Source organism: Burkholderia sp. Ed8, assembly GCF_040761425.1.
In the GTDB taxonomy this organism is placed as follows: Bacteria; Pseudomonadota; Gammaproteobacteria; order Burkholderiales; family Burkholderiaceae; genus Burkholderia; species Burkholderia seminalis.
This window is the reverse complement of the sequence record NZ_CP142886.1, coordinates 1,151,697-1,163,482: the sequence shown is the minus strand read 5'-3', so window position 1 is coordinate 1,163,482 and position 11,786 is coordinate 1,151,697. Positions and strand designations below refer to the sequence as shown.

The following is an 11,786-nucleotide window of genomic DNA, read 5'->3' as shown; positions in this document are numbered from 1 at the left end:
ACCACTTTCGAATAAAGAACAATCATGACCGCTTCTTCGGGCGTCATTCTTCCCAAGCCGACCGAGGTCTACGTCGCGCCGTTGCTGCAGATCGAGACCATCGATGTAAAGGCTGGCGTCAAGGCTTGTGACCGATGGTTGCGTGCCATCAGCCACGACTTCATCACCATCGAGCGGCTCGAGATGGTTGCCAACGCGCTGCCGGTGGTGGCGAATATCATGGCAGCCGTCGATCTCGTGCTCGATATCAAGGACATGATCGAGCATGGACAGAGTGGCAAGCATCCCGATGTGTTCGATTATCTGAACCTCGGTCTGGACCTGATCGGCATCATCCCGATTCCGCCCGGTACTGCCGAATTCCGGATGGGTGTGCGTCCGGTGATGAAGCTGGTGCGGCAGAAGGTCGTCGAAAGCGGCAAGGCACTCGGTGAAGCGACATTGCAGGTCATGCAGACCGCACTGCTGCAGGCACTGATCGATAGTCTGAGCGAGCAGTTCGCCGGCCGTATTCAGAGTTTCGTCGATGGCGTGAAGAAGGAGCTGGACAACCTGCTCAAGACCTGCGCCGATTACATCGAGAAATTCATGATCGGCTTCGCGCGCCTGTTCGAGGAGGTGGCGGGCGAGAAGCAATTGAGTGTCGCGCACAATGTGCGGGCGGTTGGGCAGCATGCGGGCCAGGTTGCATCTGGCTTCGCGGCGCATGATGCACGCAAGACGTTTGCGGGGCTCGGTCATTTGATCGTCGACTTTGTGAAGATCGAAGCAAAGGAGCTCATCAACACCGGGACGCAGGCGGCGAAAGTGCTCGATCTCAAGTATCGCGAGCCGTTGCTGAACGTTGCGAAGGCGTTGCGCACCATGATCCCGGTGGTCAAGGAGAAAATCCTCGCGCTGGGCGGTATAGACGCCGGCAAGATCGGCTGGTTGATCAACCTTATCCAGACTGCCATCGACAAGAAGCGCGATGCGTTGCGTAAGCAGAAAGTGCATTCGACTGGCATCAAGGAACAGGGCACGACGAAAGTTCATCGTCATGAAGGTGAGGGGCAGAAGGAGACGGTCAGGCATACGGAACCGGCCCAACATCCGGGGCCGAACGATAGCAAGCTGATCTGTCCGCGACCTTCGCCGCCGGTTGCGACGAAGCGTTCGGTGGGATTTGCGCTGGGCGACGAGCGACTCGAGCACCACGATTTCACGTTGCCCGGTGTTCTTCCCATTACCTGGACACGGACTTATCGATCGTTTTTCGACGCGAATGATTCGGGCGGAGAGCTTGGTGCACGCTGGATTACGGCATACACCACGCGTATCGATGCGCATCGGGATCGATTTACGTACCACGACGCGACAGGCCGCAGCATCGACTATCCACCGCTTGTGCCTGGCGACGCCCATGTTGACCGGAGCGAGGGTGTGACGTTGTTGCGCCTCGACGACACGTGGATCACGTTGACGCGGGGACATGAACTGCTTGAGGCCTATGAATTTCGCGGCGACGCATTTCGTCTCGCCTTCGTCAAGGACCAGTCGGGCAACCAGGTCACGCTCGACTACGACGATCGTCATCGACTGACGCGGTTGATTACGCCGACTGCGATCGTTGCCTTCCATTACGACGAAAAAGGGCGGATCGTCGAGGCAACCCATCATGATGCCGATGGCAAGCGTATCGATACGCTGGCACGTTATATGTATGACACGGACGGCGATCTCATCGTGGCGATCGACCGGAATGGAGGTCGTCGCGAATACGTGTACCGTCACCACCTCATTACACGCTATACGGATCGAACCGACCGTGCGATGAACCTAGAGTGGGACGGTACGGGGCCGAAATCGAAATGTGTTCGCGAGTATGCGGATGACGGCAGCTTCGACACGCGACTTGCATGGCATCCCGACTTCCGCATGGTCAGCGTGACGGACGCGCTCGGCAACGTAACGAAGCATTATTACGATCTGCATGGCTACACGTTCCGCATCGTCCATCCGGATGGTCGAGAGGAATGGATGTATCGGGATGCTTATCATAATCTCGTACAGCATACCTATCCGGACGGTGGCGTGGAACGCATGTCCTATAACGAACACGACAACCTTGTCCGGCATGTTCGTGTAGACGGAAGCGTGACCGAGATGGACTACGACGACAAGGACCATATGGTTCGAATCGTCGATCCCCAGGGTGCCGTGTGGTTGCGTGAATATGACGACGCGGGGCGCGTCACCGTCGAAACCGATCCGCTCGGACACAAGACGACATATAGCTACAACGCACAAGGCTTGCCGGTAGAGGTGACCGATGCCAAGGGTGGCGTCAAGGTCATGGCGTATGACGACGCGGGCCGGTTGATCTCACATACGGACTGCTCGGGCAAGACGACGACCTGGGCCTATGACGTGCAGGGTCGATTGACCGAAGAGACGGATGCGTCAGGCGGGGTAATCGCGTATCGATATGGCAGCAATGGGCGGCTCGAAGCAATTCGCACGGCAGCCGGTACTCGACGTGTTCAATACGACGCCGAAGGACGCCTGCTTGCGATCACGGACCCGATGGAGCGTACATCGCGCTACAGCTATGACGTTGCGGGGCGCGTCGCGGTGCGCACCGATGCGCTGGGGAACACGCTGAGTTACGGCTACGACAGGCTCGGGCGTCTGGTGAGATTGACCGACTCGAATCATGCGACCTATCAGTGCATGTACGATCCCGTTGGCCGGCTGCTCGAGACCGTCGGCTTCGACGGTACGGAAACGCGCTATGTCTACAGTGAAGACACCGGCTATGTATCTGCCATCGATGTAGCCGGGAAGATCACCCACGTCGAATTCGATCGCGGAGGCCGGCTGGTACGACGGACGTGCGATGGTAACGAAGAGCGGTTCGCCTACGATGCGCTCGGTCGACTCGTCGACGCGCAAAATGCCTGCAGTCGCATCCAGCATTTCTTCGATCCCGCGGGAAACCTGGTGCGGGAGCATCACGCATATGATCTTTTCGGCGAACAGCGCAGTTACGTCTGGCATCACACGTACGACCAATTGGGCACGCGTATCGGTACGGTGCGGCCGGATGGACACAGGATCGACTGGCTCACGTATGGATCAGGGCACGTCCACGGGATGTTGCTCGACAACGAAGCGCGCGTGAATTTTGAACGCGATGATTTATATCGCGAAGTTCAACGAACCTACGCGAGCAAGCTCGAACAGCGGACCGAATATGACCCGGCCGGCCGCTTGCTGAACTGGACGCTCCATCGCGAGAAGGCCCCCGCGCCGTTGATGGCCCGGCATTATCGCTACGACGCCGCGAGCCAGATCACCCATATTGAGGACAGCCGGCGAGGGTTGTTCGACTATCGATACGATCCGGTCGGGCGGTTGATCGAAGCGACAGGGCACGGCAGTGCCGAGCGTTTTGCCTTCGACCCTGCCGGCAACCTTGTCGATGCCGGCAGCCCGGAACATGCGCGCACGTCAGCGCCGCCGAGCCCGGTTCGATCGGTCAGCACGCTGCCTCCTGCGGTGCCGAAAGTGCTCGGCAACCTGCTGAGGGAATATGCCGGTTCGCGCTTCAGTTACGACCCGCAAGGGAATGTCACCGAGAAACGAACGCCGGAAAGCGTGCAACGCTTTGAATGGGATGCGTTCAATCGATTGGTTCGTGCACGAATCGAATCGCCGGCGCGCCAGACCGATGCGCGGTATTTCTACGATGCCGCGGGCAGACGAATCGCGAAGGAGGTCGACGGGATCGCGACGATATTCGGTTGGGACGGCAACCGGCTCGCTTATGAGAGCGATCGCGAGCGCAGTACGCACTATGTGTACGAAGCGAATTCCTTTGTGCCGCTTGCACAATACGTCAGCGTACCTGTCGGTGGAATCCCGACTCCGACGCGTGATGGTTCGGCACGTTATGCGTCCGAAGACGATCCATTGCAGCGGATTCCGGTCTCGGAGGCGGACGCTCACCTGTATTACTACCACTGCGATCAAGTCGGCACGCCATTGATGCTGACCGACGAACTCGGTGAGGTTGTGTGGGAGGCGACTTACAAGGCGTGGGGTGAAGCGAAGGAAATTGTTTCACGCGTCTCGCGCGCATCCGGGCACGCGGTGCGGAACGCGATTCGTTTTCAGGGGCAGCAACTGGATGACGAGACCGGGCTCGCCTATAACCGTCACCGCTACTACGACGCCGCGACGGCACGCTATGTCAGTGCCGATCCCATTGGCTTGTTGGGGGGCGTCAATCAATATCGCTATGTGTTGGCGCCGACCGGGTGGGTCGATCCGCTGGGGCTGAGCGAAGATCCTTGTTGCAACTGCGGCGGCAAGGCGATTATCCGGCACTACGACACCGATTCGGCGACCGGGCATTACACCGTAGAGGTTGAGAGCGGCTATATGTCGGTTCACACGCATCAGGTGACGGACAATGCGGCCGGAACCACCAAGATCGTGAACGAGAGGCGTGAGCGCTATATGACCGGTGACCCGATTCTGCATACCGCCGAGGTTCCGTTGCCTGACGCAAAGGCAGCCATGGCCTATCAGCAGTCTCAGATCGGAAAGACGCTTGGCGAGTATGACGAGCGCACGAACAGTTGTGTCGACCATGTCGCGAATGTGCTTCGAGCCGGGGGAGCGGATGTTCCGAAGGGGCCCTTGGGTCAGATGAGATATCTCGGAAAGCTGGGTTTCAAGGCAAAGGTAAAGAAGGAATGAGATATCCGGGCGACCGGATTGGAAATCAAAGGTGAAATGATGCCGCTGGTGAATTGTTCATATCACGGACATGTCGGAGGCGAGCTCGTGACTCGTGCCGTGTCCGATCTCGTCAACGATCGTGGCAACTGGAAGGGCGGCCGCAGGGTCGTGCCGCTAACGCTGGTGCGCGATGAGATCGAGTTTCCTGGCTACATGCTCGAATCCGAAGAGACGAAACTGCTTGAATTGGGTGGGACGCGTGAAGGAGGAGGCGTCTATCGGTTCGACGACGACGAGTCGATGGAAACAGCGATCGGATTGTTGACGGCAACGTGTGTTGAATGCCTGAGGGAATTGATGGCCGGGCAGGATGCAGGGTAGAAGTGTGGCGACTTCGGGGAGGGGCGATGACCCAATTGAATTTCGGCGTGGTTGATCGATGCTCAGTCCAGCTCAATACCGCGACGCTGCTCGGCCCGAAGGCCGCCTATGAGGACTTTGCGAAGACCGGGCAGGACCTGCGCAACTTCGAGATCTACCTCGAGGACGAAGGTGCAGCGAGGGTCGATCCCAAACCGGAGGATCACGTCATCGGCATTACGTTCATGGCGAAACTGATTCCCGGCATGCGGGGGCTTGGCGACGCAAACCGGCTCGGGAAGTCGATCCATTACGTCATTTCGCCGGAGACGGGCGGGATTCTCGGGACTTATTTGACCAAGTGACTTCGGAGACGGTGGAGGTGATCGGCCTTCGCATGTGGATAACCAAGGCACAAAACGATGCGAAACGCTGTGAAAGCAGAAGGTGAGCGTGCAGCCGGATCGCAGGCCAGGCGTGGATTTCGGTGAATTCTGACCGTGAAGAGCCGAACCGAATGCGCGAGCGCACAACTGGATGGAGACGGCCGACTCGACTACCTGGACGCATGCGGAATGTGCGTCGTGTCTCGTACGCTTGTCGGCGGCCCGTATGTGGACAACTCACGCACTCGACCAGTCGAATTGCTGTGCATCGAACAGGTGAGCGCCTTGCATTCGGCTACGCGAATCAGCCAGAACGCCTTTTCTGACAAGGATTTGCCGGAATGGAGCTGGTGGTGTGGAGCGTGTTCGCGGTGATTGAACGCCTTGTGGATATCGAGCAGCCAAGACACTCGAAATCCTGTGCAGCCAATGGGTGAGGGTAAGCGAATTCGGTGCGGATGTTCGCGTTATCTCACGGGTTGTGGATATCGCGCACCCAAACAACCCGAAACGCTGTGCAGACCCAAAGTGAGTGGACCGATCGATGTCCGCACGGAGCGCCACTATGATCGATGTGGACATCCCGCTCCGCGGCAACTTGAAACCCTGTGATTCCAAAGGCGAGAGTACCGAACGCGCCCCTTCGATATGGAAAACCAACCAGCAAAGTCAGTTGGAACGCTGTGCAATCAACCGGTGAGCGTTGTCGCATCCAAGCCCGCCGAGCCACACCACATAAGGCCCTGCCGCCAACCACCGATCTCCAGCCGGGCGCGCATCGTACCCTCAAGTCTGCTGATCAAGCGCCTGCACGACCGCCTTTTCCCCGAGACTCCCCGCCGGCCCGACCACCGCATAGTTGAGCCCGTTCACCGACCCATACCGCGCGAGCAGCGCGCCATCCATGCGTTGCCCATTCGGCAGCAGCCGATGTTCCGATTCCGCCGGCCGGAGATAGAAGCTCAGCGTCTGCCCGGCGTCATTCTGATAGAGCACCATCGCGGCCGTGGCGCCGCTGTCCGTCGTGAACAACCGCCCACCGACCGGCCGGAACCCCGCCGCGCTCAAATCCGGCAGCTTCGCCGACGCGCCCACGCCTTTGGTGAGCCATCCCTGCAAATCGCCCGCACCGGTCGGCCGGTAGTCGACCTTGGCCGTCCGATCGACCACCATCATCCGGTAAGCCTTGACCGCATCGCTCATCGGCGCGATGGGCGGCGCCGCGTTCCACCCGCGCGCCTGCCATCCGCCGAACGTCCCGAGCCCGACGCAGAACACGAACGAAGCCGCCATCGCGAACCGCATCCGCGAGCGTTCCGCGCGCCGGCCGCGAATCGCCGCCGGATCCAGCGCGGGGTTGTCGGGCGGCATCCGCACGCTTTCCAGCGCGGCCCGCAACCGCTGCGCATCCTGCTGCCATTGCTTCACCTGTTCCGCGCGCTCCGGATGCAGCGCGAGATAGCGCTCGACCGCGGCGCGCGCATCGTCGTCGAGCTGGCCGTCGACATAGGCGTGAAGGTCGTGTTCGTTCGGAGGCGTGTTCATTTCTTCATCAATCGCAAGGAAGGAGCGGGAAGCTCGCCGTCGCTGAGCTGGCGCAGCGCCTGGCGCGCGCGGGAGAGCCGCGACATCACGGTGCCGATCGGCACCTCGAGCAGGTCGGCGGCTTCCTGATAGGTGAAGCCCTCGACCGCGACGAGCAGCAACAGGCTGCGCTGCTCGTCCGGGAGCCGGCCAAACGCTTCGAGCGTCGCGCGTGCCGTGAATTCGCGTTCGGCGGAGGGCCAGTGCGCTTCGTCGTCGTCCTGGATACGGCCGAGCAGCCACGCGTAGCGCTTCGCGCTGCGTTTCCCGTCGAGGAATTGCCGATACAGGATCGTGAAGAGCCAGCTGCGCAGCGATGCGTCGTCGCGACGGCTCGTCCAGCGCGACAGCGCGCGCTCGAGCGTCGACTGGACGAGATCGTCGGCCGCATGGACATCGCGCGCCAGCCAGAGCGCGAAGCGTCGCAGCCTGGGGATGAGTTCGCGTAATGCTTCGTCGTCGAGGGCGGTGGAGGGCATGGCCGGGCCGGTTGCCGAAAGGGTCGTGGATGCCGCGTAGGACGTCGGCCGGCATCGATTATTCCCTCCAGCATAGGAAAAATTTTTTCGTGGAATAAAGTGGCGCGGGCGGCGTCCTACGCGGGTTCGACAATGATCTGACGATCGGGAGCGCATTCATGAAGCAATCTTCCTCTTCTTCGCCGCAGCGCGAGCCCGGGCGCGAGTGGTGGCGCTGGGCCGTGATCGGCGGCGCGGTGGCCGGCGTGGCCGTCGCGTTCGGTTATGCGGGCGGCTGGCTCGCGCCGGCCCGTCTGACCCCGCAGCGGCTCGTCGACGCGCTGCAGACCAACAGCGGCGTCCATCCCGGCTTCCGGCGCAATCACGCGAAGGGCGTGTGCGTGACCGGCTACTTCGAGGGCAACGGCGCCGCGAGCGCGTATTCGGTCGCGCCGTTCTTCAACGCGGTGCGCACGCCGGTGGTCGGGCGCTTCGCGCTGCCGGGCGGGAATCCGTATGCGCCCGACAGCAGCGTGCCGATCCGCAGCCTCGCGCTGAAGCTCACCGCGCCGGACGGCGAGCAATGGCGGACCGGGATGAACGCGATGCCGGTGTTTCCGGTCGCGACGCCGCAGGCATTCTATGAGCAGACGCTCGCGACCCGCCCTGATCCGAAGACTGGCAAGCCCGATCCGGCGAAAGTGAAGGCGTTCTTTGGCGCGCATCCGGAGGCGGGCGCGTTCCTGCAATGGGTGAAGAGTGCGAAGCCGAGCGCGAGCTACGTCACCGAAAGCTATTACGGGTTGAACGCGTTCTACTTCGTCGACGCGGCCGGCAAGCGCCAGGCGGTGCGGTGGCGCGTCGTGCCGGAGCAGACGGCCGGCGCCGGCGACGTCGCGACGGCCGCGGATCCGAACGTGCTGCAGCAGGACGTGACGCAGCGCATCGCGGCTGGCCCGCAGAAGTGGAAGCTGCTGGTCACGCTGGCGGAGCCCGGCGATCCGGTGGACGACGCGACGAAGGTCTGGCCCGCGCAGCGCACGACGATCGACGCGGGCACGCTCGTGCTCGACCGCGTCGAGGCACAGGACAGCGGCCCGTGCCGCGACGTGAATTACGACCCGACGGTGCTGCCGCAAGGGATCCAGGTGTCGGGCGATCCGCTGCTGGCGGCGCGCTCGGCCGCGTATGCGGATTCGTATCTGCGGCGCACGAGTGAAGAGGCCGGGGTGGCCGGCGTGGCCAGGTTGAGTTCGGAGGGACGGTGATGAAGGCTTCTACGACGTTTGGTTTGCCGGCGCGAGTGCTGCACTGGGTGATGGCCGCGATGATCCTCGCGATGCTGTTCATCGGGGTGGGGATGGTGGCGTCCGTTTCCGAACGGCACGAGATCCTGGTGGCGATTCACAAGCCGCTGGGTGTGGCCGTGCTGGTGCTCGTGTGCGTACGGATCGTGGTGCGGGTGCTGTCGAAGCCGCCGGCGTTACCCGAGGATCTGCCGTGGTGGCAGAAGGCGGCCGCGCACGGGTCGCATCTCGTGCTGTATGCGCTGATGGTGGCGATGCCGCTGATCGGCTGGGCGATGCTGTCGGCGGGCGGGTATCCGGTGACGCTGGGCGGCGGCGTGCAGCTGCCGGCGCTGGTGTCGGCTGATCCGGTGACATTCGCGTGGCTCCGGGTCGCGCATCGCGTGCTCGCGTATCTGTTCTTCCTGACGTTCCTCGCGCACTTTGCGGCGGCGCTGTATCACGGGCTGATTCGGCGGGACGGCGTGGTGAGGGCGATGGTGGGGCGGTAATCGACGGAAGTTGCGTTCGATGCGGCGGGGCTGTTCAAGGGCGACCGAGGCTGCGCCCGCCGTGTCGCGTGTATACGGGCACCGGGAAGGCTCAGCGGCCCCCGGCCTAGCATGTCAAAAATATTTCACAAAAGGGGTTGCGGAGACCGGGGCAGATGCATAGAATCACGCCTCTTTCGCGCTAACGGAAACACGGCGCGGGGGAAGAAGAGGGAAGCGGTGCTGTTGAAGTCGGTTTTATCGATTCCAGTGCACGCGAAATTAAACCGCAGTCGTCGCAACGAAGTAGTTAAAAAAGTTGTTGACGAGTCTCAAAAAACGGTTGATAATCTCGCTTCTCTGCTGCTGAAAACGCAGCGCTGCCGGGAAACACGATGTTCCTCGCAGATTGCTCTTTAAAAATTAACAGCCGATAAGTGTGGGCGCTTGATGACAGCGAGCTGATCCTCGGATCAGATAGCGAAAGTATCAAGAGTCTCACACTAAAGTAAGTCAGGTTTATGAAGTGATTCATATTCCTGTCAGCTTTGAGTGAGCGACCGGTTCTTAACCGAACCGAAAACAGTAACAGGTTTAAACTGAAGAGTTTGATCCTGGCTCAGATTGAACGCTGGCGGCATGCCTTACACATGCAAGTCGAACGGCAGCACGGGTGCTTGCACCTGGTGGCGAGTGGCGAACGGGTGAGTAATACATCGGAACATGTCCTGTAGTGGGGGATAGCCCGGCGAAAGCCGGATTAATACCGCATACGATCTTTGGATGAAAGCGGGGGACCTTCGGGCCTCGCGCTATAGGGTTGGCCGATGGCTGATTAGCTAGTTGGTGGGGTAAAGGCCTACCAAGGCGACGATCAGTAGCTGGTCTGAGAGGACGACCAGCCACACTGGGACTGAGACACGGCCCAGACTCCTACGGGAGGCAGCAGTGGGGAATTTTGGACAATGGGCGAAAGCCTGATCCAGCAATGCCGCGTGTGTGAAGAAGGCCTTCGGGTTGTAAAGCACTTTTGTCCGGAAAGAAATCCTTGGCTCTAATACAGTCGGGGGATGACGGTACCGGAAGAATAAGCACCGGCTAACTACGTGCCAGCAGCCGCGGTAATACGTAGGGTGCAAGCGTTAATCGGAATTACTGGGCGTAAAGCGTGCGCAGGCGGTTTGCTAAGACCGATGTGAAATCCCCGGGCTCAACCTGGGAACTGCATTGGTGACTGGCAGGCTAGAGTATGGCAGAGGGGGGTAGAATTCCACGTGTAGCAGTGAAATGCGTAGAGATGTGGAGGAATACCGATGGCGAAGGCAGCCCCCTGGGCCAATACTGACGCTCATGCACGAAAGCGTGGGGAGCAAACAGGATTAGATACCCTGGTAGTCCACGCCCTAAACGATGTCAACTAGTTGTTGGGGATTCATTTCCTTAGTAACGTAGCTAACGCGTGAAGTTGACCGCCTGGGGAGTACGGTCGCAAGATTAAAACTCAAAGGAATTGACGGGGACCCGCACAAGCGGTGGATGATGTGGATTAATTCGATGCAACGCGAAAAACCTTACCTACCCTTGACATGGTCGGAATCCTGCTGAGAGGTGGGAGTGCTCGAAAGAGAACCGGCGCACAGGTGCTGCATGGCTGTCGTCAGCTCGTGTCGTGAGATGTTGGGTTAAGTCCCGCAACGAGCGCAACCCTTGTCCTTAGTTGCTACGCAAGAGCACTCTAAGGAGACTGCCGGTGACAAACCGGAGGAAGGTGGGGATGACGTCAAGTCCTCATGGCCCTTATGGGTAGGGCTTCACACGTCATACAATGGTCGGAACAGAGGGTTGCCAACCCGCGAGGGGGAGCTAATCCCAGAAAACCGATCGTAGTCCGGATTGCACTCTGCAACTCGAGTGCATGAAGCTGGAATCGCTAGTAATCGCGGATCAGCATGCCGCGGTGAATACGTTCCCGGGTCTTGTACACACCGCCCGTCACACCATGGGAGTGGGTTTTACCAGAAGTGGCTAGTCTAACCGCAAGGAGGACGGTCACCACGGTAGGATTCATGACTGGGGTGAAGTCGTAACAAGGTAGCCGTATCGGAAGGTGCGGCTGGATCACCTCCTTTCCAGAGCTTCTCGCACAAGTTGAGCGCTCACGCTTATCGGCTGTTGATAAAGACAGAAAGACTGTCTGTTAGCGGTTTTATCGGTTATAATGCCGGCCGCTTTCGATAATCTTCAATGAAAAATATTCGAATGAAGTTCGATTCGAGTCTTTTTCATTGGCGATTGAGCCAGTCAGAGGATATCAACAGATATCGGCTGTCGTTCTTTAACAATCTGGAAGAAGTAAGTAATTTGGATAGCGGAAGCGTCTTGAGATGGACGTGTAAACTATCCGGGTTGTGATTGTATCGATGTATCTCAAGATGATTCGAACTCTATGTTTGACTCAATTGGAATACGGCACAACGCGAGAACTCAACCTGT

Annotated in this window: 7 protein-coding genes and 1 rRNA gene; 6 read left to right on the top strand and 2 right to left on the bottom strand. The window is 59.8% G+C overall.

The genetic code is table 11. The annotated features are described in order from the left end of the window. The first annotated feature begins 24 nt into the window (after nucleotides 1-24). The 3 genes from VXM69_RS19245 to VXM69_RS19235 are packed head-to-tail and all read left to right on the top strand — an operon-like array spanning nucleotide 25 to nucleotide 5,453. Nucleotides 25-4,746 carry an RHS repeat-associated core domain-containing protein gene (locus VXM69_RS19245; protein WP_367190041.1) on the top strand — a complete coding sequence of 1,574 codons (4,722 nt, stop codon included), beginning with the start codon at nucleotides 25-27 and terminating at the stop codon, nucleotides 4,744-4,746. Between the two features lie 18 nt (nucleotides 4,747-4,764). Beyond that, entirely contained in the window at nucleotides 4,765-5,109 is a 345-nt protein-coding gene (locus VXM69_RS19240) for a hypothetical protein (RefSeq protein ID WP_367190040.1), read from the top strand. 26 nt (nucleotides 5,110-5,135) lie between these two features. Beyond that, entirely contained in the window at nucleotides 5,136-5,453 is a 318-nt protein-coding gene (locus VXM69_RS19235; RefSeq protein WP_367190039.1) for a hypothetical protein, read from the top strand. 807 nt (nucleotides 5,454-6,260) lie between these two features. On the opposite strand, the gene VXM69_RS19230 is transcribed toward VXM69_RS19235, so the two are convergent. Both VXM69_RS19230 and VXM69_RS19225 read right to left on the bottom strand, forming a co-directional pair. Continuing rightward, nucleotides 6,261-7,019 carry an anti-sigma factor gene (locus VXM69_RS19230; protein ID WP_367190038.1) on the bottom strand — a complete coding sequence of 253 codons (759 nt, stop codon included), beginning with the start codon at nucleotides 7,017-7,019 and terminating at the stop codon, nucleotides 6,261-6,263. Further along, nucleotides 7,016-7,537, bottom strand: a complete 522-nt coding sequence (locus VXM69_RS19225) for a sigma-70 family RNA polymerase sigma factor (RefSeq protein WP_034188234.1) — start codon at nucleotides 7,535-7,537, stop codon at nucleotides 7,016-7,018. Before VXM69_RS19225 ends, VXM69_RS19230 begins: the two co-directional genes overlap by 4 nt. A 158-nt stretch (nucleotides 7,538-7,695) precedes the next feature. Here VXM69_RS19225 and VXM69_RS19220 point away from each other — a divergent pair, with 158 nt between their 5' ends. From VXM69_RS19220 to VXM69_RS19210, 3 genes are all read left to right on the top strand, one after another. Next, a complete protein-coding gene (locus VXM69_RS19220; RefSeq protein ID WP_367190037.1) occupies nucleotides 7,696-8,784 on the top strand; it encodes a catalase family peroxidase in 1,089 nt (362 codons plus the stop codon). Further along, nucleotides 8,784-9,314 (top strand): cytochrome b, encoded by a 531-nt coding sequence (locus VXM69_RS19215; protein WP_176730057.1) that lies wholly within the window; start codon nucleotides 8,784-8,786, stop codon nucleotides 9,312-9,314. Before VXM69_RS19220 ends, VXM69_RS19215 begins: the two co-directional genes overlap by 1 nt. Before the next feature lie 575 nt (nucleotides 9,315-9,889). Further along, nucleotides 9,890-11,422: ribosomal RNA gene (locus tag VXM69_RS19210) — 16S ribosomal RNA — on the top strand. The last annotated feature ends 364 nt before the right edge of the window (nucleotides 11,423-11,786 follow it).

Coding starts and splice junctions, on each gene's coding strand:
- VXM69_RS19245 (WP_367190041.1), top strand. CDS start 25: ATGACCGCTTCTTCGGGCGTCATTCTTCCCAAGCCGACCGAGGTCTAC.
- VXM69_RS19235 (WP_367190039.1), top strand. CDS start 5,136: ATGACCCAATTGAATTTCGGCGTGGTTGATCGATGCTCAGTCCAGCTC.
- VXM69_RS19230 (WP_367190038.1), bottom strand. CDS start 7,019: ATGAACACGCCTCCGAACGAACACGACCTTCACGCCTATGTCGACGGC.
- VXM69_RS19225 (WP_034188234.1), bottom strand. CDS start 7,537: ATGCCCTCCACCGCCCTCGACGACGAAGCATTACGCGAACTCATCCCC.
- VXM69_RS19220 (WP_367190037.1), top strand. CDS start 7,696: ATGAAGCAATCTTCCTCTTCTTCGCCGCAGCGCGAGCCCGGGCGCGAG.
- VXM69_RS19215 (WP_176730057.1), top strand. CDS start 8,784: ATGAAGGCTTCTACGACGTTTGGTTTGCCGGCGCGAGTGCTGCACTGG.